The following is a 21,387-nucleotide window of genomic DNA, read 5'->3' as shown; positions in this document are numbered from 1 at the left end:
CGGGCGTCACCTGCCGTCGTCGGCCGGCCGGTGATCCTCTTCAGCGCCGCGGCTGAGCCGGCAGGCAGCCGAAATCCTCGGGCCGCAGCGGACGGCGGGCGGGCGGCGTCGGCACGCTCAGCAGGTGCGGCGGCGCGAGGAAACTCGGAATCTCCGGCTCGCCCAAGAGCCGCAGCCCTTCGTTGCAGGACGCGAGGCCAGCCAGCGCCAGCGCCAGGCCCTCGCCAAGCTTCTCGCCCGCCTGGCGCGTGCGCATGTCGCCTTCCAGGGCGGGCAGGGTGATCGCCTGATAGCCCATCCGGATCATGAAGGCTTCGTCGTCGGTCAGGTCGCGGCCGTGGTGCGCAGCGGCATCCACATAGCCCGCCTCCAGAAAGCCCTTCGTCATCTCGCCGAGCTGCGCGGGCGAGCGCACCCCGTCATTCCCGTAGATCCGCGGCAAAGCGTATTTCTCGGCGAGCCACCGGCCCATGCCGACCGCCTCGCGCATCTCGGGCTGCTCCCGGAGGCGCCAGTAGCGCTGACGCTCGCCGTCATCGGCGAAGCGCATCTGCACGGTGATCTCAGACACGGGCGAGTCCTCCCTTGCGGGCCTGCGCCTTCGCGGCGCGGCGCTGCTGCCGGGACAGGCCGGCGCCGGGCGGGGCGGCCGCCTCGAGCCGCGCCAGGGCGGCCGGATCGAAGTCGAAGGTCGCGAAGTCGATGACGCCGGCCTTCACTGCGCGATCGAATCGCTCGAACGGCCAGGACGGTCCTAAGCCGGACGGCGGGACCTTCGGCAGGCTGCCTTCGTCCAGCGGTGCCGGCCGGATCGGCTCGCCCACGCGGTCAGGCCACTCGTGGATCACGCCTTGGCGCACGCCCTCGCGATCCACGACCGTGAGCCACAGTTCGCCGCCGATCACGTGCTTCCCCGCCGCGCCCTCGCCTGCGCGCGTGTCGGCAGGCTGGCGGCGCTGTGCCTCCATGAGCGGGATGCCGTGCCGGACCGGGTCGAATGTCTCAACCGTCCAGTCGACGCCTTCCTCAGCGCTCTGCCGGTGGAGCTGCCACATCTCGCCCCCGTTCAGGTGGGCGCAGTGGAATATTCCGCCCTCCTCCTCCAGGCTGCGCCACACATAGGTCGGCTCCTCCGCGTCCAGGAAGGCGGAGGGCGAGCACAGCACGTAGGCCTCCGGGCGGTCGCGGCGCTCGCTCCAGCCGATGACATGCACCTCGATGAAGCTCTGTCCCTTCACATCGCTCGACATCCACTCGGCCAAGGCCGCTCGGTGTGCCGTTTCAATAACCGGGGCGCTCCGCGACACGAACTCGTCGAACGAGCCGAACGTCTCGGCTAATTCAGCAGCATAGAGACTGCCCCAGTTGGCGCCGCGGCCTGTGATGACGCCGTTCCACGAGTCGACGGCGTGTGCCTTCAGCGCGAATGCGACGATGGTCCCGCTGCCGTCGTACAGGCTGGCGTCGGTGAGGACGCAGGCCCTACGCGAACCGCAGATGACGTTGACGGCGCTCATGGTCACGATCCTTCTTCCGAGAGGGTTTGTGGCCGCAGGCGCCGCCTGCGATGCCTGCGATACCGCCCGCGGCGGCGAGGAACGGGTTGCCGGTCATGGCGCCGGCCAGCACACCGCTGAGACCGCCCATCAACGGGCTCTGGCTGGCGTAGCCGGTCGCCGCGCCGGCACCGACCGACGCGATGGCGCCACCGATTGGCGAACTGAAGAAGCCCTGAGGCGCACCCTGCGCGCTCTGCTTCTGCTTGAAGATGCCGTCCCAGAACGAGGCGTTGCCGTCCGCCGTGCCGCCCGTGACGGCCTCGCGGATCTCCCGCGTGGGGAACAGGCTCGACAGGCTGAACTTGCCGCCGAGCAACCCGCCCAGCTCGCCGCTCTTCTCCGGGGCGGTGCCGTACAGCCCGGCGAGGCCGCCTTGCCCGGTCAGGAGCGCCTTCAGGCTGCCGCTTGCGAAGGTCTTGGCCAGCCCGGAAAACGCCTCGCCGATCTTCCGGCCGCCGAGGATCAGATCCTCCGCGAAGGTGCCGAATTGATCCCCGAGCTCGCGCTGCGCCTCGCGGGTCACCTCCATCTCGCGCTTCGCGGCCGACAGGCGGTCGGTGCTCGCCGCCAGCGACGCGCCGAGGCGGTCCCACTCGGCCCGCATCTCGGCCGTGACGTCGATCCCGGACTTTTGCGCGGCCCGGTTCAGCTCATTGTTGAGCTTCATCCTGATCACGGCGTCGGTGTTCTGGCCGATCGTCCGTGTTTCAAGGTCCAGTTCTTCGATCCGATCCTTCGTGCGCTGGATCAGGTTGTCATAGGCGCTGGTGGCCTCCGTCGCCGCCTGCTTCGCCTGCTGAGCCCCGGCGTTGGCCTGCTGGAAACTCGGCGCGGTCGGGCCGAACACGTAGGGGAACGAGCGGCCGGTGATCTTCGGCTGGAACGGGCCGTACTGCTCAGGCGGCCCCTGCACCTCCGCCGCGGCCGCCTGCTTCGAGATGATGCCGAACTTCGCCAGGAGGTCGCTGGCCTTGTTCGCCGCCGCGTCCAGCGCGCCGCCGATGCTCGACGCGACCGCTGCGCCGAAGTTGGTGACGGCCGCGATGCCGTCGTTAATCTTCTCCAGCACCCACTGCACGGCCTGGAGGATCTTCAGCCACGCCTCGTTCAGCAGGAGCGCGGCGCCGGAGAAGTCGACCGTGACGGCCCATGCGTCGCTGATGGCCTGCTTCGTGTCCGCGATCTGGCGGTTGAGGGCGACGGCCCGGTCCACCTGCTCTTGCCGCACCAGATCCTTCGCGGCCGCCGCGTCGAGGTCGGCCACGATCTGCGCGACGCTGGTCTGCCCGGTCCGGACGCGCTCCGCGAACTCCGGCCCGAACACGCGCTCGCCGACCTGGAGCGAGGCGAGATGCAGCCCGAGCGCGTCGAGCTCCTTCATCGCCTCCAGGGCGGCTCTGATGCGCTGCTCGATCGTCGTGGCTGTGTCGGCGAGCGCCGTCGCCTGAAGCCCGCCCGCGCCGGCCGCGCCCGTGGCGCTGATCTCGCCGAGCATCTTGCTCAGGCCGTTGCCCTGGCCCCAGGAGTCGCGGAGGAAGCTCGACGCCTTGCCGAGCATCGAATCCATGGCGTCGGTCGTGGTCCGGAGCTTGGGCGCGAGGGACTCGAACGCCTTCAGAAAACCGGCCGAGACGTCCAGCTTCTCTGCCCGCTCCCCGAGCTGCACCAGCTTGTCGAGGTCGGCGCCAGCCTTCCGGATCGCGGCCGCGCCGGCCTCGAACACGAGGAAGCCCGCGGCGATCGGCAGGAGGAACGGCGGCACCAAGGCGAGGCCGCGCGTCAGGAGGCTGGTGGCAGTGGTCAGGCCGGCGACCTTTTCGGCGTAGGCCCCCAGGCCCGCAGCGCTGGCCGTGGCCGCCGATGAGGCGAGCCCGAGGCCGCGAGCCGCGAGCGTAGCGCCGCCTACCACGGCCGCGCCCATGCCGGCCGCGCCCTCCGCAAAGGCGGCCGTACTGGCCGACGCGGCGCCGAGCGATCCGGCGGCAGAGGTCGCGAGCCCCGCCAAGGCGCGCGCCGCGACGACGCTCGCTCCCAAGACCAAGATCGGATGCTCGGCGATGAACTTCCCGGCGCTCTTGAACGCCTCCCCCGTGCGGGAGACGGCGGCGGCGTTGTCGTTGCCCGCCCGGGTCACGGCCGCATAGGCTTCCACGGCCTTCATCTGCGCCGACGTGAGACCGCTGGTGGCTGCCGCCGCTGCCTGCTGGGCCTGCTCCATCGCCGCAAGGGCACGGTTCTCGGCCTCGATCTGGCGTTGTGCGCGGGCCGCCGCCGCGTCCGCGCTCGTCTTCGCTCGCGTCGACCGGTCCCGAGCTGCGGATGCCTTGTCGTCGGCAGTGGCCGATCGGTCCACGGACGAGCTGAGCCGGTCCATGTCAGACGCGAGCTGTCGCGTCTTCGAAATGGCCTCGTCGATGCCCCGCGTGGTGTAATCGAGGTCGACCTCGCGGACGATCTTGGCGCCATCAGCCATCGGCGTGCCTCACGGAAAATAGCGGATGAAGGGGATGAGGAGCTGTTCGGCCTCCGGCGAGGCGAGGCGATCGCTGGCGCCGGGCACCCACCAGGAGGTCGAGCCAATGCCCTCGACGGTGTCGGTCTTCACGGTCGGGTCCCGCTTCCGGAGACTCAGGTAGGTCGACAGGAGCACGATCGCGGCGCGCTCGACGGTATCGGGCAGTGTCGGGGCCGGCGCGCCTGAGGCATCCGTCGGGAGCGTGAAGCCGGCGCGGTACTCCACCACCAGGGTGCCGCTCCACCAGGGCAACACGTGCCCGGATGCGTCGAGCCGCCAGAGCCGCCCCGTCGTGGCGTCAAGGCGGTAATCGGCCGGCGCCGGGAGATCGGCGCCGCTGCGGACGCTGGTGATCTCCACCACCGGGCTGCGGGCGAGGATCGGGCCACCGCCGCAGAGGTCTTCATCGGTGAAGGTCTCCCGCACCGATTCGAGCGCGAACACGCGGCGGCAGTGCTCGGCGATGGCGCGCGAGGCCTGCCCGATCAGCACCGTAGCCGCCGCGTCGTCGGTATTGGCGAAGCCGAGGATCGCACGGGCCCGGCCGAGCGTCGTGAGCGCCGTCGAGGCCGCCGGGGTGATGACCGTCAGCATGGCGTCACCGCACCTTGGGCGGGCGGCCGGGGCCGCGGCGGACGGGCGGGTCCGCCTCATTCTTGTTCGCCGGCAGGGGCGCGGCCTTGTTCTCGGGCACCGGCGCCGCCTTCATCTCAGCGAAGGGCTCCACCAAGGAGTTGCGCATCAGATCCGCGGCGCGCTCATCGCTGACCATGAGCACGTCGCCGGGGCGCACGAAGGCGTGGTGCGTGCCGTTGTTGAAGGGTCGCAGGACTCGGACGTGGGGCACGTCGGTTCTCCAAATGAGAGGGGGCCGGCACATGGCGCCAGCCCCCGCGGTTGCGATCAATCGTGCGGTTCGGATCAGGGGGTGAACGTCCCGTGGACGAAGCTCTCGGGACGGAACACCGCGAGCGTCAGGCGCTCTTCCGCCCGGATGGTCACGAGGTTCTTCACGAAGTCGTCCTCGTTCTCCGTGGACACCTCGACGACGGCCTGCTGGCGATCGAATACTTGCGCGGCGATGTTGAACGCGCCAACCATGAAGTGATCGGCCGCCATGCTGTTCGTGTCGACGACGGGCAGCCCCCAGAGGTTCTGGCCGTTGTTGATCGCCGGGTTGGACCAGATGTAGCCGCCTGTCGTGTCCTTCATCAGCTCGATATCGGCCCAGTCGCCCGGCGACATCACGATGCCGGAGGCGCGGAACTCCGCGACCCGCACCTGGAGGATGGCGCGGCGGATCGTGTCGATCTTCGTGTCGCCGGACTTGCGCAGCGCGCCGCTGAACGAGGTCGCCTGCGGAAGCAGGCCGAGCAGGTTCTGCCCGGTGCCGTCGCCGGCCAGGAGCTGCTGTTCCTCGACGAAGAGCAGACCGTACGTGGCGCGCGCGTCGATGTAGGACTGGAGCGCCGGAACGTCGTCGAGCACCTGGCGCGACGCCTTGAACCAGTGCGCGAGACAGCGGACGTTCGCGGTGGCGGTGCCGAGCGAGAGATCGGATTGCGGCTTGCGAACGCCCTCCGCGACCGGGGCCGCGTTGTTCTGGAACCCCGTCTCCCGCACGTATTCGATCGCGTTGGACGACGTGCGGCCGGGCGACAGGAGATCGCGGATCGTCAGCGGCCGTTCGGCGGGCACGAGGATGCCGGGCAGCCGGTCGGGGCGGATCGCGGCGCCGGCCGCGCCCGTGCCGGTCGTCCCGCTGGTGATCGCGGTGACGGCCTTCAGCTCCATGCGGGCGACGCCGCGGCCTTTGTGCGCCAGGGCCTTGAAGTCGTCGTGGTCGGTGAAGCGCTCGCCGACCGACTTCTGCGCCGCGCCGTCGCCCGGGCGGCGGGCCGCCTTCTGCTCCAGCTCCAGGAGCCGCGCGGCGAGGGCGCCCGACTCGCTGAGCACCTTGTCGAGCGCGCCCTTCGTGTCGTCGAGGATCCGGCCGTGCGCCTTGATCTCGGCATCGGCCTTGGTGGCGAACGCCTGGATCTCTTTGTCCCGCGCGTCGAGCGCGGTCATGATCTCCCGGAACGTGCCGGGCTCGCTGCCCTGGCCGCCGGCATCCTTCCGGCCGTACTCGCGGCCATAGGCGACGTGGGCGGCCGTGAGGCCACCGGGGGTATGCATGTTCATTTGGGGGGTCCCTATTTGGGTAGTGCGAAGCTGCTCAGGCGCTCCACCAGGGCGCGCGCGTCAGCGGGGTCCGCCTGCGGCCGGTCCGACTCCCGTCGATCCCAAGCCTTGAAGCCGAGGGAGGCGATCTCCTCAGCAGCCGAGCGCGAGAAGCCCTTCTCCCGAAGAGCGGACTCGAACTCTCGTTCGGTGACGCGTTCGCCCGCGGCGAGCTTCGCCTTCACCACGTCGACCCGGGCGTCATCGTGCGCGGGGTCGGTGACGATGCTGGCCTCACGGAGGTCCAGCGTCTTCAGGGTGCGGATCCGCTGCACCTCATCAAAGGCGTCATCCTGGACAAAGTACCCAATCGACAGGCCGGACAGCGCACCGGAGGCCATGCCACGCTGCGCGATCCGAGCGTAGGGCGCCTCGGCGGTCCAGAGGATGCCTTCGCCGTACAAGCCCTTTTCGTCTTCCTGAAGCACATCCCAGTGGCCGATGGGCTCGCGGAGATCATGCTGCCAGCAGATCGGGAGCTTCCGGTTGGCCGCCTTCGTCGCCGCGAGGCTCGCCTTGAACGCGCCGGGCGCGACCACCTCGCGATAGGTGTCAGGGGTGCCGAAAATCGACACGTAACCGGAGAATGCGCCGCCGTCGGAGACGGATTTGATCGCCAGCGGGAAGGCTCGACGCTTGACCTGCATCACTCGTGTTCCCCGTTATTGGCCGGCGGGATCACCTGCTCCCGGGGCAGCGTCGCCACAGTGCCGAGCTTCGGGAGCGGCAAGAGGTTCGCCTGCGCGGTCGGCACGTCGCCACCATCGACAGGCGGGAGGTTTTCGAGCCGGCGGATCTCGTTCCTGGTCATCCACCCGTTCTGAGCGGCCGAGCTGTAGAGCTTGGCGCGGCCTTCGCTGTCGGCACGAAGGAGCCCTTCCAAGCTGAACTCGGCGAAGATCCTGCCGCGCTCGCCCGGTGCCACGAGGGCGCGGTTCATGCTCGCCTCGATCCGGATCAGCAGCGGCCGCAGGCTGGTGGTCAGCCACGCGAGGATCAGCGACTCGATCCCGGTCCCCCAGGCGGTGACGCCGTTGGCGGCGTGGCCGATGAGGATGGGAGGCACGCCGAACAGCCGGGCGATTTCCTCGATATGCAACCCGCGCGAGGCCAGCAGCTCGACGTCCTTCGCCGGAAGGGAGACGGCCTGCCAGGTGAAGGTGTCACCCTCAAGGATGCCGATCCGGCCCGCGTTCTCGCTCCCCTGCATGGGCTCCACCAGGACCTTCCGGGCCTGCGCGCGCTGCTCTGGCGTGAGGGAATTTTTCGAGAGGAAGAAGCCGCCTGGCTTCATGCCGTTGGCGAACGTCCGCGCCGCGGCCTCGTCCGTGGCGATGGCGAGCCCGAGGGCCTGCCGGCCGTATTGGATCGGGCTGAGCCCCAGGTCGCCGCCAACCCCGAAGGCCCGAAGATGCCACACCTCGTCGGCCGTGTACGTCTCTCGGCCGCGCGGGTCGGAATAGATGAAGAGCAGTTCCCCGGTTTCGAGATGCCGACGAACCGTCATCCGCTCCGGGTTGAGCAGTTCGAGCGCTCGGACCTGTCCGGCCGATCGCGTCTTCAGCGCGAACGCATTGCCGTAGAGCATCAGGCAGCCGACCATGCTCTCCAGAAATTCGACGGCCGTCATGTCGGCGTTCGGCGACTGCCGGAGCAGGATGGACAGAGGATGGTCCGGGACTCGCTCATGGGTGCCGTCACGGCCCTCGCGGTAGACCGCCACCGGCAGGGTCGAAATCGTCGCCGCGGTCAGGCGGATGCAGGCCAGGGCCGCCGCCACCTGCAAGGTGGTTTCGGGCGTGACGGATTTCCCGGTCCACGTGCCGACGCCGGACCATTCGGACCAAGCCTTTACATCGCGCAGGCCGAGCGCCCGGCCGATCGTTGCGAGAATTCCCATCTACGCCCACACCATGTTCGACAGGAGGTCGGACACGTCGACCCGGGGTGCGGACTCAAGCCGCTTCGCCAGAGCCAGCGCCATGATCAGCGCCACGGCGCCGTCGATCCGCACAGGGCCGCGGGCGTTGCCCTTCGCCTTGTCGATCTTGAGATTGCCGGCCGGATCCGGGACCGTGATCGCGTTGGCGACGGCGGCCGTGAGCACCGGATGGTTGCCGTGCCGGATCGCGCCCGTGAGCGCCGACTCAGCGAAGCCCTCGACGGCCGGCCCCATGTCGCGGAAGCCCTGCCCCCATTCGGTGAGCGGCACCGTGCACCCGGTGTCCGCCAAATCCTGCCGGAATTGAGCGATCCGCCAGCGGTCGAAGGCGATCCCGCGGAGGTCGAATTCCTCCGCCAGCCGCGCCACCTCCGCCGCAACCCAATCCGTGCGGATCACCGGGCCCGGGATCGCCATCATGTGGCCAGCGGCGATCCATTCCTTGAACCTCTCGGCCTCTGCCGCGGTGCGCGCGGCCAGCGCGCCTTCCGGGGTCCAGAATTGCGGCAAGGCATCGAATCCCCCATCCTCGCGGGGGAAAATCAGGCACAAGGCGGTCAGATCGCGTGAGCCGCTGAGGTCCAACCCGCCGTAGCAGACACAGCCCCGCAAGCTGGCGCGGTCGACGGGGCCGGCGCCCATCCGCCACACGCCGGCCGTCACCAACCGGGCTTCCGGGTCGGCCTCGGCGCGCTGATTGGCCCGGAGATTTCGGAACCGGCTCTGGAACGCCGGGATGCGCTTCGCTTGCTCCAGCTCATCGGCCAGGGTCCGCTTGTCGAGGAAGATCCCGGCCGCCGGGTTGGCTCTCAGCAGCGTCGGGAGGTCGAATGGGTCGGCCTCAGGCGGGACGCACGTCAGGTCGACCAGGATTGACGGATCGACGCCACTCAACCCGTCGTCGATCATGCGGCTGAGCACGTGATCATCGTCGGGGGCTTGCGTCGAGATGACGATCCCGAGCGACTCGGCCCGCTTGCCCATCGCGGTCCGCAGGTTCTCCAGCAACTCGGCGCTCTGTACCTGCGCCAGCTCATCGAAAATCCACAGCGACGGGCTCAGACCGTGCGCGCGGCGGGCGTCGGCGCTGAGCGCCTCGTAAATCGAGCCCTGGCCGGGACCGCTCAGCACCTCGATGCGCTTGTGGAACCGGACGATGTTCGCCCGTGCCGCGAACGACGGCACCCGCAGGATCGTCGCCTCCATCTCGGCGAACAGGAGACCGGCCTGTTGGCGGTCGATCGCCGCGCTGAAGATTTCGCCGCGACCCTCGCTCTCCGGGCCCAGCAGGTGCGCGAGGCACAGGCCGGCGACCAACCCGGTTTTTCCGTTGCCGCGGGGCTCGCTCCGGATTGCCAGCCGGGTCTTGCGACGCCCCTTCCCGTCGACCGCGTACAGCGCCTCGACGAAGCGGCGCTGACCGGGCAGCAGACGCATCTTCTTCCCGGCCTTCACGCCTTTCGAGACCGGCAGGGCTTCGAGGAACGCGATTACCCGCTGAGCGCGCGTGAGACCGGGTTTCTCCCACGGGAATTTCCGGGGCCGGGCGGGCAGAGCAGCCGCAGCCGCCTTCAGCCGACCAGCACCGGGACCGCGCAGGCCCATTAGAGAGCGAGCCCTTGCGGAAAATCACGAGTCGAAACTAATTCTGAGGGCGGCTCCACCACCGGTCCGCCCCTCCTATCGCCTTGAGTTCGGACCGGCCTACCCTTGACGTCGGCAGGGGCAGCTTGCTCGGCGGGCGACAGCGCGAGCGCGGCTTCCTGCTGCCAGGCCAGCACGGCGCCGTGATAGCGCAGGGCCGCCGTGTCGCCCTCGGCCTCTGCCTTCACGAGGTCGACCACCAACACGGGGGTGCGCTCGATCAGGCTCTTCAGCCACTCGACGTCCGCCATGATCAGGATCTCACGGGCTGTGCGATGAAGCTGCTACCGGGGCGCACGGCGCGCACCTCACGGGATCGGCCACTGCCCTGCATTCCCGAGGGCGGGATGAAGATGCAGGGGTGAAGGTCAATGGGCGGGTTGAGGCCATCGCTCGCCGCGGGCGGGGCAGCGGGCGCGCCAATGGTGATCACCCATCCTCTCGGGCCGTGCACCTCGCACACCAGGATAAGCGACCGCTCGCCGTCGAGGCCGGCCGGGATGGCGATCGGATCGCTGGGTGCGAAGAACGCATCGGCCGGCGGGCTGGCGTTATCGTCGTCTCGCGTCACGGTGCCCGTGGCGATCGGCGGGCCGAGCAGCGCGGCATTGGGTGCGGCCCACGGCTCGAACAGCCGGCACACCTCCCATCTCAAGGCGTGCTTCATTCCTCGCCCCCGGGCTGGCGCGGCCGAGCGATGCGGGGGCCGGCGGCGAGGGAAAGCGCGCGCGGCGACACGGTGGCCATGAGCCTGAGGCGCAGCGATGGTGCGGTCATGTGGAGTCCTTGAGGAACGGATGAGCCCTGTCGGCCGGCAAGCCATCGGCACCCACGGCGCTGGCGTAGCCGCGTCGCTCACGCTGCTGCGCGTCCCGGTTGTGGTGCTCAGCGCAGAGGCCGCGCCACAGGCTGCGATCCCAGAACACGGCCATGTTCCCGCGATGCGGCCGGGCGTGATGCACGTGCACAGCTTGGGCGGTGCAGCCCGGATGCGTGCATCGGGGATGCGCGGCGAGGTGAGCGGCGCGAGCCTTCTCCCATGCGCTGCCATAGCCGCGTTGGCGGGCGGTCGGCCTGGCCACGCTCAGGCCTCGCGATCGGAGGCAGATCGATCCTTCAACGCGCCGGCCAATTCGCTGAAAGCGGTGGCGGGCGGCTCGACGGGATCGACGTTCGCGCCGAAGATCGCAGCGACGCGGCAGGCAGCAGCGCACAGCTCAGCCTTGAGCTCTTCGTCATCAATCCGCACGCCGCTCGAGCTGCCGTCGTTGCGCTCTCCGCGCGGCGGGCTGGCCGTCATCTGGCCATCTCGCCTGCGCCAGAGCGTGGCGCCGAACAAGGTCAGGCCCGGGATCTTGGCGTCGAACGAGGCGACCATCCCGCTCAGCGCATTTCCGTCCTCTGCGCGCTTGGAGACACGAAGCCCAAGGATGCGCACGCGCGCCGCCGCGGTTTCAGCCATGGAGCGCGCCCTCAATCGGGCCGGCGGCCGTGAGCTGATCCAGCGCCTTCGCCACCTCGTCATCGTCCGCGCCGAGGTCGGTCAGCCTGCACAACACGCCCAGCGGCGACACGCGCACGCCGGCCGCGGCCATTTCGCTGATCACGCGCGCCAGGAGTGGCGGCCGTGCGGGGGCCGGCCGAAACTCCGGCGGCAATTCGGGCAAGCGCATCATCGGGGTTTCCCCAGGATGCCGACACGAGGATTCGCCACCCGGAATTAGCGGGCGGTGAATTTCGAATTAGCGGGTCGGGAATTGACGGGGCTGCGTCAGGCGCACCATTCCGTCTTGCAATTAAACTCGCTTGGATAGAGCCGGATCGCAAGCGCGCTTTTGCAAAACAATCTCATTTGGATTGTTATGAGGGGCGAATTTCGATTGGCCGCGCCGATGCTACTAGGCTCGCCTGTGCACGAATGTCGCAGGCTGTGCACGGGCTCGCAGGATCGCTCAGGAGGGCGGTCGGAAGCTCGGCGGCCTGGTCATAGCCGCGCGCCAACCGTGGCCGCTGGCGCCCCCACCTAGCGCACGGACGGGGCCGTCTAGAGATCGCCCTTAGCTCGGCGGTACTCATCCTCGGTGCAGGTGATCCGGTGCGCGGCGGATGTCCGGGATTTCCGGATGGTTCGATCCGAGCGACGGGAATTGCTCGCCGAATTGGCCTGCAACTGGATCGTCGCCTCTGCGCAGACATCACACATCGGGAACAGCTTCGAACTGCCCGGGGCTCGCCGACGCTGCGTGGCGGGTTCACCGCACCCGGCACACTCCTCAGCCACAACCTGAGGCGCCACAGCGACAGGCTCAGCAGCGGGCGTCACATCGGCAGCCCGCAGAGCTACACCTAGCTCCGTCCCGGCAGCCCTCTGCCCTGATGCTGAAGGGGAGAGTGAAGGTGATAACCATGCATCTGCGGCAGTGGCTTGTGTAGCGAGATGCAGGGGGTCACTTATTGGCTTCCGGCGTTCCGCGCGCTGTTCCTTGTGCTGAGAATGCAGGGTCTCAATTCCCGCCTTCCGCAGGCTTTTGCGCCGCTCCTGCACCTCCCGGCGACCGTCCGCCAAATGGCGCACGCGGGTCATCACGCCCTGCACGTTGTCCGCTCGCACTGAATAGCGTGAGGCGTTGAGACCGCTGCCCGGGACATATTCGAGCCAGCCCAAATCGCGCAGGCGCTTCCGGGTGCGGTAGATGGTGGTATCGATGGCGAAGCCGTGCACCTCGTCGCGGATACGCGAGTCGTAGACGATCGCGATCCCGGTTTCCCGGTTCGCCTCGTGCAACAGGTAGATCAGCAGGCGCGCGCTCGCGGCCGGGATCCGCTTGTCCGCGATGATGGCGCGTTGAACGTCGAGCTTCCAGGAGGTCCAAGAGCGGGTGGCGTCCCGTTCAGCTACCTCCGCGGCGGTGGGCGCCGGCTTGACCTTGCGGGGCTTCTTAGGCGGCTTTGACGCCTTCTCCTCGGCCATGCTGCCGATCCTCGCCGCCGGCCCCTCGCGCCGCGTTGGTGGCTACAGAGGCGCCGTCGAGGGCGGCGTCATCGTCCAACCCGGCGTGCGAGGCTGAGCGGATCGCTTCGGTTAGGATCTGCCGCAGGCGCATCGCCTGCCCCACGGTCATGTCGAGGCTGCTGACGCCGTGCGCCGCGCCGCGCATCTTCCGCCACATGCTGACGTGTACCCGAACCGCATCGCCGCGCCGCGTGGCGGTGACGACGGCCTGCCCGTGGTTCTGGGTATTCACCGCCTGCTTGTGAGCGACGTCGAGTTTCGAATTCGGGCGCATGATGGCACCTCAAATAAAATTTCGGCCCACACTCTAACGCATTAAATTGAAATTGAAACGCCCGGCTGTGAGACCGGGCGCATCAAACCGCAAATTTGCGGTTTGATCAGTGCACCAGCTCGGCGAGCTGCACGCGGGGATGCGGCGGCAGAAAGGCCGGAAGATCCTCGAGCCCGAGGATCCGGCTGCGGAAGATCCAATGCTTCGGGTGATCCGGCTCCGTCGACCCCGCCTGAAACACGCCTCGCTTCGTCCCCGTCTCGTCCTCCAGCAGGAACACGAAGACGATGTGCCAGGACTTGTCGGGCCCCCAAGTGCGTCGGCGAGCGACGTAATAGCCGTGAGACAGCGCCCGGCCGCGCACGGCGATGATGTTGAGGCCGTCAGCCCCTTCGGTGATCCGCTGTCCCATCAGCGCGCCCCCAGCGAAGCCGACGCCTCGCGGGCGGTGGCGAACGTGCCGACGCGCTCGCCGCTGATCCGGAACGCGGCCCACTCGCCCCGCCGGTGGTAGACGTGGCCCCGGCAGGACGCCCCCTCTCCTACGGTCAGGATCCGTTCATCCAGCGTGACCGTAGATGCGGGCGCCCTGCTGATCCCCGGGAATCGGGAGTGTGTGGTAGATGCGAAAATAGCCATGAAACGCCCTCCGGTGGCGTGAGTGGTCAGGCCGGGCGGGGCGCTGGAACGCTCCGTTCGGCCGTCAGGGAAGTGGTCCCTGAGGCACCATTATCTGATCGTCAAAGGTTGACAGTCAATTCCCTGGAGCCCAGAAATGGCGCCAGAGGCACCGGAATGCACATCACCAGCGAACAGATGCGCGCCGCCCGCGCCCTACTGCGGTGGGACCAGAAAGCGCTGTCCGAAGCCTCTGGCGTACCTCTGACCACGCTCAAGCGCGTCGAGGCGCAGAGCGGACCTCTGGCCGCGCATGGTCGAACGATCGCCGCGCTACAGGGCGCATGCGAGCGCAACGGCATCATCTTCCTGAACGATGGCGAGCCCGGCGTCCGCCTGCGGAAACCGTAGCCGTCGATCAGCGGTGATGGAGGAGTGGGGAGGGTGCGGGAGCCGCCGGAAAAAACCGTTGCGGCTCAGAAGGGCCCGAATAGGGCGGTGCGGGAACTAAGGCGCTGATTTCTCAGCGTTGTCCCTTAACTGCTCGGGGAGCCATCCTCAACTCCATCGCTTCGGATCGCCGGCCTCTCCGGGGCCGTTCCCGCACGGGACCGGCCGGCGAGAGCGCGCTGCCGACGCCGCGCCCTGAGCGCATGCCAGCGGTGCACGTCGTTCCGCAACGCAGCCTGTCATCTCGCGTTTGCGAGATAGGACGGCGGCCGCGGGCGATCTCGCGCGGCGCGCCGAGGACACGCATGTGCTCGATCAGGCCACGGGGCCAGCGCTCCTGACCCTCTCCCTCATCACCGGCTCGATCAAGCCGGCCCGCTTCAAGGCCGGCGGCGCGATCGAGATCGCGCTGCTGTCGACCTGCGTGGTCAGCGGCGCCCTCGGCGTTGCCGGCCTGTTCGCGTGAGGGGCGGCGCGGTGCCGAGCCTCACCCTCCCGCTGATCGCGGCCTGCGTCTTCACCATCGGTGGCTACGTCATCCTGAGGTTGGAGCGGCAGGCCGAGCCCATCGGCGACGGCCTGTTCGCCGCGTTCGCGATCCTCGCGATGGTGACCGGCGCCCTGGCCCTCGGCCGGGTCGCCGCCCCGCCCCACTCCCACGCGCGGGCCGCATCGTCCCAGGGCGGGCCTCCGCCGAGCCCGGCGCTGCCGGGCCGGGGGGTATTCTCCGCGGACGCTCCGGTACCCTGAGGAGCCGTCGATGACGGGCCTCGCGCGGTTCCTCGGTGCGAGCCCGCCGGAGCGTGCCGGACACGCCGCGCCCGAACTTCTCCCGTGCCCGGCGGTTCGCCGAGCATGCCTTCCGCCGGACCGGGCACGTTTCCGGCCCGGCAGGGCACGCGCTTCAGCAGGAGGACAGCCCATGGCCGACGACACCGAGCGCGCGACGAGCGAGCGCGAGACGCCGGAGGACCTGACCCCGGACCGGCCTCGCCTGACCCCGCAGGGCCACGCGAGCGGCACGGAGACCGGCGAGGACAGCACCGATCCGCGGGGCGGTGCCAAGCAGGGCCAGGGCGACAAGGCCGAGGGCTAGGAGCGCTCGCCGCCGAAGGGGATGCCGGTTCGGCGAAAGAGCGCGCGTCAGGACAAGGGGACTGGGAACCGTTCCCGATCGCGTTGCGCACGGTCCACGACAGTTCGGCGTTTGCGTCGGCCGATCCCACCACCCCCCTCATCCTGAGGCGGCGTCGCGCAGCGGCGCCCTCGAAGGAGCACTCCAGCCGGCCGCGCGATCCCTGGAGGTCTCCTTCGAGGCCCGCTCTCGCGGGCACCTCAGGATGAGGGGGAGGGTTGGGGATGAGGTGGAGGGTCGGAAACGCTCCTCGGCTCGCCGCGTCGTGGACCGTGTGCAACGCGATCGGGCGCGGCTCCGGCGAGGCGGCGCTTCCCCGCGGGGGCGTCTCCCGGAGCCCGCGATCCCGGCGTCGACGCCTGCCCCACCCCTGCCTCGACGGGGCTGCCGAGCCCCATGCGCGATCCTAGACCTCGAAATCCGCCGCGCCGCTCTCGTCCGTCGGCCAGAACAGGACCCGCGGGCACGAGAACAGATACCCTTCCGCCATGTCGCGCTGGACGATCTGCGAGCCGTCCCAGATCTCGGTGTGCTCGAACTTCCCCTTCGGCGGAAAGCCCCTCCGCAGCCCGTGGCGGAAGATGAGCACCCCCGGGATCCCGCCGATCGCGCCCTTGACGTCGGCCGGCTTCGTCTTCGGACCCTGGAGGTTCTCGCCGTCGCCGTAGGGGACGGCCAGGAACTCCTCGACCTCGTCCGTGGCCAGGAGCGCGCGCCACCCGCGCCCGCCGGGGAACGCCGCGGTCGACCGGCGCCAGCTCTTGGCCGGGACCGCGAGTCCGGCCCCGCAGAAGGCCCGGCTGATCTGCACGCAGCAGGGCGTGCCGGGGATCCCCTTCATGACCGCCTGGACGTCGGGCCAAGTCGAGTCCTGCTTGTCCCGCCGCGCGTAGTACTGGATCAGTTTGTCCGCTGATACGGGAATGGTACCCACCGGCGATCTCCAAACGCAATCGGCGTGATGCGCGGGCGCAGGCGATGCCAGATCGATCGCCGCGGGCTCAGGAACGGATCTGCTTCGACTCCGACAGCCTCGACAAGTCTCGGGCGCGTCTCGAATCGGCGCGCGCCCGGACACGATACAAGACCTGCCGAACTCGGTCTGGCAAGCGGCCCGCGCGCCGGGGCGGATGCAGGTTCGGCGGGCGCATCGGCGCGGATGTCTTCGGGAGATGCGGCCGGTCCCGGCCGGAGCGCGCGGGAATAGAGATTTCGCGCAGGTGCGCGCGGGGTCTCACGGCACGCGAGGTCTCACGGCGCGCGAGGTCTCACCCCCACAGCTTGCGCAGCGCCCACACCATCGCGACGACCGTCCCGCCCCCGACCGGCGCGAGCAGGCCCATGGCGGCGATCAGCAGGATCAGCAGCGTCGCGGGATCGCCCGGCCGCTTCCGGGGCCGCGGCGGCTCCCGGCGCGGCGGGATCGCGCGGTCTTCGGGTGGGAGGAACATCGCCTTCCAGGTAGCGCGGCCCGGGCTCGCTCACAGGGCGCGGGCATCGGTCCGAGTTGGCACCGGCCGGCGCGATCGGCCACGCTCGCCGTGGCGCCCCCTCTCGGTTGGGCCACGACCGGTGCCGGGTCGCCTGCACCGCCGCACGACGGTCGCGAGAGCCGCCGACGGCGTCTTGGCGGGCCGTTCCTGGCGGGCCGCTACGGGCGGGATGCGGGGGCCGGGCTCTGCGGCGACGATCCGGGCTGCGCCGGGGCCTGCGGGATCGTGTTCTGGGGCGGCGAGGGTTGCCGCGGATCGGGCGCGGTCGCCGTCTGATCGGTCTGAAGGGTCTGGTTGGCCTGCGTCTGGATCTGGTCGGCGGTCTGCTGGCTGATCAGCCCGTAGGACACGGCCGCCGCCAGGGCCACGGCGATGACGGCGCCGATGATCGTCTTCGTGAGCCTGCTCTGCATGGCGCTTCCTCGATCGTCTCCGTCCACAGGTAGGGCGAGGGCGTGCCGGGACAGCCTGCCGCCGACGGGACCGGCGTCAGCGCGCCACAGGCCGCGGGCGCGACGGGCGGGCCGCGGGCGCGTTGGCTTCCCGCCACCCGTGAGACTGCCCGTGAGACCGTCCATGACCCTGCGATCCGAGACCCCGCCCCCGCCCGCCGACATCGATCTCGGCGCGCCGCCGCCGTCCGACCACCCGACCGTGGCGCAGCTCAAGGCCGACATCGACAGCGGGCGCACCGGCGACAAGGTCCGCCACGGCGATGTCGGCATGGCCATGCTCGGCACCTGCGACGAGGCCGGCGGGACACCGCCGACGCCGCAGCGGGTCAAGCTGGCGCGGGCGAACGAGGCGGCCTCCGAGCGCGTGCGGCGCGCGGCCGACCCGCACGGAACCCGGCGCTGGACGCTCCCGGTGTATCTCGGCGCCGTGGCGGCGATCGCGGTCGTTCTGGTCGGGGCACTGCTTCTGATACGGTGAGAGCCGGCACGGAGGTCCGCCGCGATTCGCGGGCGGCGTCGCCTGCCCGGAGCGCGCATGCTGAGAGTGATCGCCGTCCTCGCCGTCGCGGTGTCGTCGCCGGCCGCCGCGGCGCAGAGCGTCGCGTTCCGCTGTCCCGGCGGGGCGACGCTCGTCGCGCAGTTCGACGCGGCGAACCCGCAGGCCCCCGCCACGGTCCGCCCGCCCGCCGGGCCCGAGCTGACGCTGGCCGCGCAGCCGTCGGGGGACGGCTTCCTCTACGGCGACGGCCGGCACGCGCTACGCGGCCGGGGCGAGCAGGTGACCTGGACGGCGCCCGGCGCCGCGCCGATCACCTGCACCGCGGCCCGCTGACCGCGGCGGCCCCGCCCCGGACCGTCCGGAGCCCCGCTCTCAGCGGATGCGGGCCGCGCGGACCTTCGCCAGCAGGCCGCGCGCGCCGAGCAGCCGGCCGCGCATCTCCGGGGAGAGGAGCGATTTCGCCAGATCGTACTGGGCGCTCAGCATCGCGTAGCGCGGCGATGCGCGGCTGACGGCGTAGCGCGGCACGGGGGTGAGGCCGAAGCGGGACAGGAACACCCCGGCCTCGGGCGTGTGGTAGCCGTCCATGTCGAATTGCAGGTTCCGCGCCGCGGCGTACCGCATCGCCTCCCAGATCAGGACGCTGTTGGCGACGTAGTCGCCGGCCTCCGGGTCGCGGCAATTAAGCCAGTAATAGACGGAGCGCTCGTCCAGGAGCAGGACGGCGCTGGCCACGTCCCGGCCCTGCCTGTCGTGCGCGGACAGGACCGTGCCCTGGCCGCGCTCGTGGGCGGCGCGGAAGATCCGTCGGAGCGCGTCGTAGTCGTAGGAATTGCGGAACGCGCGGCTGCGGATGAACGCCCGCGACAGGCCGATGTAGCGCTCGATGTCGCCGTGCTCGACCGCCGCGACGCGCTTCAGCCCGGATCGGATGTTGTAGCGGATCTTCTGATCCATGCCCGCCATCCCGTCGCTCGCCATCCCGTCGTCCGCCATCCCGTCCCGGCACGGCACCGACCGGAACGTGTAGGTCGGGGTCACCGCGAAGCCGGCCAGGCCGTGGGCGAGGACGAGGTCGCTCTCCGGCGGCAGCGTGTAGGCGAGGTCGTCGTGGGCCGGGAGCTGCGCGACGAGGCCCTGCAACGCCCTGACCTGCGCCGGCAGGGGGTTCTTCGGCCGCACGCTGCCGAACGTGATCTGCGGGCTCCACACCCGGGCGAGCCGCGGCATCGCCAGCCGCCGGAGGCCCCAGGCCCGGTGCGGGACCACGGTCAGATGCGCGCGGCAACTCGCGCCGTCCGCGAACGCGATCTGCCGAACCGCACCGTCGGTGGCCGCGCCGATCCACCACGGTTGCTCGAAGATTGACGCCATGCGGATCGATTGAATGTTGGCCCGCCTCCGATCGCAGGCTCATACGTCGCAAGTGAGAAGATTTCTTTATCGGGCGGGGTGCCGGCGATCGCGGTATCTCCCCAGCCGCGGGTCCAACGCGCTCGGCGCGCGGCCCTAGAGCCGGTCCCGATCGCGTTGCAATCGTGCACGGCTCCAAGCCCTTGTTTTGACGCGCTCTCCGCCGAGCCGGTGCCCACCTCGGCGGAGAGCGCCCTAGCGCCGGTCGAGCCAACGCCGCAGCCTGAGCTGCCAGATCTGGAGGGCGATCTCCGCGCGCCAGATCGACCGCGCGATCCGATCCGCCCATGCGGGCGCCGGGTCGCCGCGCGGATGGAGTTCGATCGGCATCGGCGATCATCCGGGTTCGCGGGCCGGCGGCAGGCCTCCCGCAAGACCCGGGTACGGGGCGGACCGCGCCGCCGGAAGTGGGGCGGACTACCGCCCCGCGCCTCATCCCGCCTCGACGCGGCATGATCCGGCCGCAAACGCGTCCGACCGTGCGCGGAGGCGCGCCGCGGGGGGCATCATGAAGCGTATCGCGATCCTGGTCCTCGGACTCGTCTGCCTCGCCGCGTGCGCTTCGGCGCCGCAGCACAAACCCTCGCGGTTCGATGTCGAGGCCGCCTCCGCGAGCCGCCTGCGCTGAGGCGGCGGTCCCGTCGCCACTCCGGCGCGCGGCGCCCGCCGGGCAGGGCTCCGAACTCGGGGTAACGCCGGGCCACCTCGGCTGCGATCCACCACCGCCGTCATTCCGGGGCCGCGCAGCGGAGCCCGGAATCCAGAACCACAGGGCGTGCCGGGCATGGCTGTGGTCGGCGGCTCTGGATCCCGGGCTCGCCTCCGGCGCCCCGGGATGACGGAGCATGTGTCAGAATCGGCGACACACACGCTGCGGCTGTGTCGCGTTCATCCGAGTTCGGAGCCCTGGCCTGCCAGGCCGGCATGTTGCGCCTGCTCAGCGATTGTTCCGCAGTGCAGCGTGCGGGCTCGCACGTCGCGGGCGCACCCGGCTCCCCATCTCCCGATCACACGGTCGCCGGTCACACGGTCGAACACGTGCCCGGACCACCGGGCCGCGCCGTCTCCAGGAGTTCCAGTCCCGCCATGTTCACGCGCGTTCTCGCCCGCATCGCCGTCGCCGCCGCCCTCGCCGCCCCGGCCACGATCGCCCTCGCCCAGGACGTCGCGCCGTTCGGCCGCGCCCCGGCCGTCGAGCGCGGGGTGCCGGTCACGCCCGGCGACGTCCTCGTCACCGGCTCGATCGGCGTCCCCGGCGCGCCGTTCGACCGCTGCCCAGGCGATTCGGCCGCCGAGGGGAACGCCAACCAGCAGAACCGGCCGGTCAAGCAGTACGGCCAGACCGCCGGCGGCTACCGCTGCTGACCGGGGCGCGCACGATGCTGAAGGGATTCTCCTACGCGATGATCGCCGCCTTCGCGGGCGGCGTCGCCCTGGCCGTCGCCGGCTCGGCGAGCGTCCTCCTGGGCTCGTGAGGTTGCGCCGCGGGGTGGACGCCGGAGCCGTCCGCCGTTCTCCCCGCGCCCGCCCTGGGAAAAAGTCGCTCCCGCCGCGATGACCGAAATGCCGCGCGGCACCCGCCACCATTCCGCTCGTTGCCCTGCTGAACGGACGGCCGCGGACGGCGTCCGGCGCGGCAGGAGTGCGATGCTCGGAAGCGACCTGATCCCGTGCGGCCTGTTCCTGGCCGGCATCCTCCTCTCGGCGGTCGCCGAGACCAGGCTGCGCAGCCCGAGCGGCCCCTCGTGGCGCGCCGGTTTCCTGACCGCCGCGGGCGTCGGCCTCGTCTTTTGCGCCTGCGCCGTCGCGATCCGCTGAACCGCGGCATCGCGCCACGACTTGTCCGGGTATGGTGCCGATCCGCGCACCGGATCAGGGCACTGCCATGGGATCGATGAACATGCTGATGGTCGGGTGCGGCCTCGTGCTGGCCGGCTTGGCCGCCGAGAACCTCGCCGCGCGCCGCTGGCTCGCCGCGGGCCGGCCGGCCTCCCTCGACGTGCTGACCGTCCTCGCCTTCGCCCTGCCCGCCGCCGGCCTCGGCGTGATGGCGGCGGTGTCCGTCTGAAGGCCGCCGTGGCGGAGGACGGTCCGCTCAGGGAAAGTTCGTCAAGCGTTAAGCCTGTTGCCGTAGCCCGACCGGATCCCGCGGGA

The 21,387-nt window shown here is 70.3% G+C and carries 31 protein-coding genes; 9 read left to right on the top strand and 22 right to left on the bottom strand.

The features are described 5' to 3' along the window. Nucleotides 1-40: 40 nt before the first annotated feature. The 17 genes from Q8W71_RS06900 to Q8W71_RS06820 form a co-directional block, all read right to left on the bottom strand. Nucleotides 41-571 (bottom strand): hypothetical protein, encoded by a 531-nt coding sequence (locus Q8W71_RS06900; protein WP_305524598.1) that lies wholly within the window; start codon nt 569-571, stop codon nt 41-43. Then, nucleotides 564-1,517 carry a hypothetical protein gene (locus Q8W71_RS06895; protein ID WP_305524597.1) on the bottom strand — a complete coding sequence of 318 codons (954 nt, stop codon included), beginning with the start codon at nt 1,515-1,517 and terminating at the stop codon, nt 564-566. The genes Q8W71_RS06900 and Q8W71_RS06895 overlap by 8 nt, the downstream gene beginning before the upstream one ends. Continuing rightward, on the bottom strand, nt 1,483-4,032 hold the full coding sequence (locus Q8W71_RS06890) for a hypothetical protein (protein ID WP_305524596.1): 2,550 nt from the start codon (nt 4,030-4,032) through the stop codon (nt 1,483-1,485). Before Q8W71_RS06890 ends, Q8W71_RS06895 begins: the two co-directional genes overlap by 35 nt. Nucleotides 4,033-4,041: 9 nt before the next feature. After that, nucleotides 4,042-4,668 carry a hypothetical protein gene (locus tag Q8W71_RS06885; protein ID WP_305524595.1) on the bottom strand — a complete coding sequence of 209 codons (627 nt, stop codon included), beginning with the start codon at nt 4,666-4,668 and terminating at the stop codon, nt 4,042-4,044. Nucleotides 4,669-4,672: 4 nt separating this feature from the next. Then, nucleotides 4,673-4,921 (bottom strand): hypothetical protein, encoded by a 249-nt coding sequence (locus Q8W71_RS06880; RefSeq protein ID WP_305524594.1) that lies wholly within the window; start codon nt 4,919-4,921, stop codon nt 4,673-4,675. Nucleotides 4,922-4,995: 74 nt separating this feature from the next. After that, nucleotides 4,996-6,258 (bottom strand): phage major capsid protein, encoded by a 1,263-nt coding sequence (locus tag Q8W71_RS06875; RefSeq protein ID WP_305524593.1) that lies wholly within the window; start codon nt 6,256-6,258, stop codon nt 4,996-4,998. Nucleotides 6,259-6,269: 11 nt separating this feature from the next. Continuing rightward, nucleotides 6,270-6,944, bottom strand: a complete 675-nt coding sequence (locus Q8W71_RS06870; RefSeq protein WP_305524592.1) for an HK97 family phage prohead protease — start codon at nt 6,942-6,944, stop codon at nt 6,270-6,272. Then, nucleotides 6,944-8,197, bottom strand: coding sequence for a phage portal protein (locus tag Q8W71_RS06865; RefSeq protein WP_305524591.1), 1,254 nt, complete (start codon nt 8,195-8,197; stop codon nt 6,944-6,946). Before Q8W71_RS06865 ends, Q8W71_RS06870 begins: the two co-directional genes overlap by 1 nt. Next, nucleotides 8,198-9,844: a terminase large subunit gene (locus tag Q8W71_RS06860; RefSeq protein WP_305524590.1), complete on the bottom strand. Its 1,647-nt coding sequence runs from the start codon at nt 9,842-9,844 to the stop codon at nt 8,198-8,200. It abuts the gene before it with no gap. Beyond that, the gene (locus Q8W71_RS06855; protein WP_305524589.1) at nt 9,844-10,134 is read right to left on the bottom strand and encodes a hypothetical protein; all 291 of its coding nucleotides are present in this window, start codon (nt 10,132-10,134) and stop codon (nt 9,844-9,846) included. Before Q8W71_RS06855 ends, Q8W71_RS06860 begins: the two co-directional genes overlap by 1 nt. 2 nt (nt 10,135-10,136) lie before the next feature. Next, complete coding sequence (locus tag Q8W71_RS06850; protein WP_305524588.1) at nt 10,137-10,550, bottom strand: hypothetical protein; 414 nt, start codon at nt 10,548-10,550, stop codon at nt 10,137-10,139. Nucleotides 10,551-10,656: 106 nt separating this feature from the next. Further along, on the bottom strand, nt 10,657-10,965 hold the full coding sequence (locus tag Q8W71_RS06845) for a hypothetical protein (protein ID WP_305524587.1): 309 nt from the start codon (nt 10,963-10,965) through the stop codon (nt 10,657-10,659). A gap of 2 nt (nt 10,966-10,967) precedes the next feature. Next, nucleotides 10,968-11,345 carry a hypothetical protein gene (locus Q8W71_RS06840; protein ID WP_305524586.1) on the bottom strand — a complete coding sequence of 126 codons (378 nt, stop codon included), beginning with the start codon at nt 11,343-11,345 and terminating at the stop codon, nt 10,968-10,970. Next, nucleotides 11,338-11,559: a hypothetical protein gene (locus Q8W71_RS06835; protein ID WP_305524585.1), complete on the bottom strand. Its 222-nt coding sequence runs from the start codon at nt 11,557-11,559 to the stop codon at nt 11,338-11,340. The genes Q8W71_RS06840 and Q8W71_RS06835 overlap by 8 nt, the downstream gene beginning before the upstream one ends. 368 nt (nt 11,560-11,927) lie before the next feature. Continuing rightward, the gene (locus Q8W71_RS06830; RefSeq protein ID WP_305524584.1) at nt 11,928-12,854 is read right to left on the bottom strand and encodes a hypothetical protein; all 927 of its coding nucleotides are present in this window, start codon (nt 12,852-12,854) and stop codon (nt 11,928-11,930) included. Continuing rightward, nucleotides 12,823-13,170, bottom strand: coding sequence for a hypothetical protein (locus tag Q8W71_RS06825; RefSeq protein ID WP_305524583.1), 348 nt, complete (start codon nt 13,168-13,170; stop codon nt 12,823-12,825). Before Q8W71_RS06825 ends, Q8W71_RS06830 begins: the two co-directional genes overlap by 32 nt. A gap of 106 nt (nt 13,171-13,276) precedes the next feature. After that, nucleotides 13,277-13,582, bottom strand: coding sequence for a hypothetical protein (locus Q8W71_RS06820; RefSeq protein WP_305524582.1), 306 nt, complete (start codon nt 13,580-13,582; stop codon nt 13,277-13,279). Between the two features lie 383 nt (nt 13,583-13,965). Between Q8W71_RS06820 and Q8W71_RS06815 the strand changes: the two genes are divergently transcribed. The 4 genes from Q8W71_RS06815 to Q8W71_RS06800 all read left to right on the top strand — a co-directional run bounded on the left by Q8W71_RS06815 (nt 13,966) and on the right by Q8W71_RS06800 (nt 15,334). Next, nucleotides 13,966-14,199, top strand: coding sequence for a helix-turn-helix domain-containing protein (locus Q8W71_RS06815; protein ID WP_305524581.1), 234 nt, complete (start codon nt 13,966-13,968; stop codon nt 14,197-14,199). A 346-nt stretch (nt 14,200-14,545) separates the two neighbouring features. Beyond that, nucleotides 14,546-14,704, top strand: a complete 159-nt coding sequence (locus tag Q8W71_RS06810) for a hypothetical protein (protein WP_305524580.1) — start codon at nt 14,546-14,548, stop codon at nt 14,702-14,704. Nucleotides 14,705-14,715: 11 nt separating this feature from the next. Then, nucleotides 14,716-14,988 (top strand): hypothetical protein, encoded by a 273-nt coding sequence (locus Q8W71_RS06805; protein WP_305524579.1) that lies wholly within the window; start codon nt 14,716-14,718, stop codon nt 14,986-14,988. A 172-nt stretch (nt 14,989-15,160) separates the two neighbouring features. Then, entirely contained in the window at nt 15,161-15,334 is a 174-nt protein-coding gene (locus tag Q8W71_RS06800; RefSeq protein WP_305524578.1) for a hypothetical protein, read from the top strand. A gap of 445 nt (nt 15,335-15,779) precedes the next feature. Here the strand turns inward: Q8W71_RS06800 and Q8W71_RS06795 are convergent, their stop codons facing one another. The 3 genes from Q8W71_RS06795 to Q8W71_RS06785 all read right to left on the bottom strand — a co-directional run bounded on the left by Q8W71_RS06795 (nt 15,780) and on the right by Q8W71_RS06785 (nt 17,279). After that, nucleotides 15,780-16,307: a hypothetical protein gene (locus tag Q8W71_RS06795; RefSeq protein WP_305524577.1), complete on the bottom strand. Its 528-nt coding sequence runs from the start codon at nt 16,305-16,307 to the stop codon at nt 15,780-15,782. 334 nt (nt 16,308-16,641) lie between these two features. Then, nucleotides 16,642-16,824 carry a hypothetical protein gene (locus Q8W71_RS06790; RefSeq protein WP_305524576.1) on the bottom strand — a complete coding sequence of 61 codons (183 nt, stop codon included), beginning with the start codon at nt 16,822-16,824 and terminating at the stop codon, nt 16,642-16,644. Nucleotides 16,825-17,024: 200 nt separating this feature from the next. Next, nucleotides 17,025-17,279: a hypothetical protein gene (locus Q8W71_RS06785; protein WP_305524575.1), complete on the bottom strand. Its 255-nt coding sequence runs from the start codon at nt 17,277-17,279 to the stop codon at nt 17,025-17,027. A 163-nt stretch (nt 17,280-17,442) separates the two neighbouring features. On the opposite strand from Q8W71_RS06785, the gene Q8W71_RS06780 reads away from it, so the two are divergent. Both Q8W71_RS06780 and Q8W71_RS06775 read left to right on the top strand, forming a co-directional pair. Further along, nucleotides 17,443-17,799 (top strand): hypothetical protein, encoded by a 357-nt coding sequence (locus Q8W71_RS06780; RefSeq protein ID WP_305524574.1) that lies wholly within the window; start codon nt 17,443-17,445, stop codon nt 17,797-17,799. Between the two features lie 57 nt (nt 17,800-17,856). Further along, complete coding sequence (locus Q8W71_RS06775) at nt 17,857-18,153, top strand: MliC family protein (protein WP_305524573.1); 297 nt, start codon at nt 17,857-17,859, stop codon at nt 18,151-18,153. Between the two features lie 39 nt (nt 18,154-18,192). Here Q8W71_RS06775 and Q8W71_RS06770 read toward each other — a convergent pair whose 3' ends face one another. Both Q8W71_RS06770 and Q8W71_RS06765 read right to left on the bottom strand, forming a co-directional pair. Beyond that, nucleotides 18,193-19,194, bottom strand: a complete 1,002-nt coding sequence (locus tag Q8W71_RS06770) for a GNAT family N-acetyltransferase (RefSeq protein WP_305524572.1) — start codon at nt 19,192-19,194, stop codon at nt 18,193-18,195. A 234-nt stretch (nt 19,195-19,428) separates the two neighbouring features. Further along, nucleotides 19,429-19,563 (bottom strand): hypothetical protein, encoded by a 135-nt coding sequence (locus Q8W71_RS06765; protein WP_305524571.1) that lies wholly within the window; start codon nt 19,561-19,563, stop codon nt 19,429-19,431. A 756-nt stretch (nt 19,564-20,319) separates the two neighbouring features. On the opposite strand from Q8W71_RS06765, the gene Q8W71_RS06760 reads away from it, so the two are divergent. From Q8W71_RS06760 to Q8W71_RS06750, 3 genes are all read left to right on the top strand, one after another. After that, on the top strand, nt 20,320-20,598 hold the full coding sequence (locus Q8W71_RS06760) for a hypothetical protein (RefSeq protein ID WP_305524570.1): 279 nt from the start codon (nt 20,320-20,322) through the stop codon (nt 20,596-20,598). A gap of 282 nt (nt 20,599-20,880) precedes the next feature. Further along, nucleotides 20,881-21,051: a hypothetical protein gene (locus tag Q8W71_RS06755; protein WP_305524569.1), complete on the top strand. Its 171-nt coding sequence runs from the start codon at nt 20,881-20,883 to the stop codon at nt 21,049-21,051. A gap of 67 nt (nt 21,052-21,118) precedes the next feature. Next, nucleotides 21,119-21,301 carry a hypothetical protein gene (locus Q8W71_RS06750; RefSeq protein WP_305524568.1) on the top strand — a complete coding sequence of 61 codons (183 nt, stop codon included), beginning with the start codon at nt 21,119-21,121 and terminating at the stop codon, nt 21,299-21,301. The last annotated feature ends 86 nt before the right edge of the window (nt 21,302-21,387 follow it).

This window comes from Methylobacterium amylolyticum (genome assembly GCF_030700245.1).
In the GTDB taxonomy this organism is placed as follows: Bacteria; Pseudomonadota; Alphaproteobacteria; order Rhizobiales; family Beijerinckiaceae; genus Methylobacterium.
The sequence above is the reverse complement of the archived record's forward strand: the minus strand, read 5'-3'. Positions and strand labels throughout refer to the sequence as shown.

Bases quoted from the DNA above. Each gene is read 5' to 3' on its own strand.
- Q8W71_RS06750 (WP_305524568.1), top strand. From the start codon at position 21,119: ATGGGATCGATGAACATGCTGATGGTCGGGTGCGGCCTCGTGCTGGCC.
- Q8W71_RS06875 (WP_305524593.1), bottom strand. From the start codon at position 6,258: ATGAACATGCATACCCCCGGTGGCCTCACGGCCGCCCACGTCGCCTAT.
- Q8W71_RS06885 (WP_305524595.1), bottom strand. From the start codon at position 4,668: ATGCTGACGGTCATCACCCCGGCGGCCTCGACGGCGCTCACGACGCTC.
- Q8W71_RS06895 (WP_305524597.1), bottom strand. From the start codon at position 1,517: ATGAGCGCCGTCAACGTCATCTGCGGTTCGCGTAGGGCCTGCGTCCTC.
- Q8W71_RS06770 (WP_305524572.1), bottom strand. From the start codon at position 19,194: ATGGCGTCAATCTTCGAGCAACCGTGGTGGATCGGCGCGGCCACCGAC.
- Q8W71_RS06820 (WP_305524582.1), bottom strand. From the start codon at position 13,582: ATGGGACAGCGGATCACCGAAGGGGCTGACGGCCTCAACATCATCGCC.
- Q8W71_RS06780 (WP_305524574.1), top strand. From the start codon at position 17,443: ATGACCCTGCGATCCGAGACCCCGCCCCCGCCCGCCGACATCGATCTC.
- Q8W71_RS06785 (WP_305524575.1), bottom strand. From the start codon at position 17,279: ATGCAGAGCAGGCTCACGAAGACGATCATCGGCGCCGTCATCGCCGTG.
- Q8W71_RS06755 (WP_305524569.1), top strand. From the start codon at position 20,881: ATGCTCGGAAGCGACCTGATCCCGTGCGGCCTGTTCCTGGCCGGCATC.
- Q8W71_RS06850 (WP_305524588.1), bottom strand. From the start codon at position 10,550: ATGAAGCACGCCTTGAGATGGGAGGTGTGCCGGCTGTTCGAGCCGTGG.
- Q8W71_RS06760 (WP_305524570.1), top strand. From the start codon at position 20,320: ATGTTCACGCGCGTTCTCGCCCGCATCGCCGTCGCCGCCGCCCTCGCC.
- Q8W71_RS06790 (WP_305524576.1), bottom strand. From the start codon at position 16,824: ATGTTCCTCCCACCCGAAGACCGCGCGATCCCGCCGCGCCGGGAGCCG.
- Q8W71_RS06860 (WP_305524590.1), bottom strand. From the start codon at position 9,844: ATGGGCCTGCGCGGTCCCGGTGCTGGTCGGCTGAAGGCGGCTGCGGCT.
- Q8W71_RS06835 (WP_305524585.1), bottom strand. From the start codon at position 11,559: ATGATGCGCTTGCCCGAATTGCCGCCGGAGTTTCGGCCGGCCCCCGCA.
- Q8W71_RS06870 (WP_305524592.1), bottom strand. From the start codon at position 6,944: ATGCAGGTCAAGCGTCGAGCCTTCCCGCTGGCGATCAAATCCGTCTCC.
- Q8W71_RS06890 (WP_305524596.1), bottom strand. From the start codon at position 4,032: ATGGCTGATGGCGCCAAGATCGTCCGCGAGGTCGACCTCGATTACACC.
- Q8W71_RS06840 (WP_305524586.1), bottom strand. From the start codon at position 11,345: ATGGCTGAAACCGCGGCGGCGCGCGTGCGCATCCTTGGGCTTCGTGTC.
- Q8W71_RS06800 (WP_305524578.1), top strand. From the start codon at position 15,161: ATGGCCGACGACACCGAGCGCGCGACGAGCGAGCGCGAGACGCCGGAG.
- Q8W71_RS06830 (WP_305524584.1), bottom strand. From the start codon at position 12,854: ATGGCCGAGGAGAAGGCGTCAAAGCCGCCTAAGAAGCCCCGCAAGGTC.
- Q8W71_RS06775 (WP_305524573.1), top strand. From the start codon at position 17,857: ATGCTGAGAGTGATCGCCGTCCTCGCCGTCGCGGTGTCGTCGCCGGCC.
- Q8W71_RS06855 (WP_305524589.1), bottom strand. From the start codon at position 10,134: ATGGCGGACGTCGAGTGGCTGAAGAGCCTGATCGAGCGCACCCCCGTG.
- Q8W71_RS06765 (WP_305524571.1), bottom strand. From the start codon at position 19,563: ATGCCGATCGAACTCCATCCGCGCGGCGACCCGGCGCCCGCATGGGCG.
- Q8W71_RS06825 (WP_305524583.1), bottom strand. From the start codon at position 13,170: ATGCGCCCGAATTCGAAACTCGACGTCGCTCACAAGCAGGCGGTGAAT.
- Q8W71_RS06815 (WP_305524581.1), top strand. From the start codon at position 13,966: ATGCACATCACCAGCGAACAGATGCGCGCCGCCCGCGCCCTACTGCGG.
- Q8W71_RS06865 (WP_305524591.1), bottom strand. From the start codon at position 8,197: ATGGGAATTCTCGCAACGATCGGCCGGGCGCTCGGCCTGCGCGATGTA.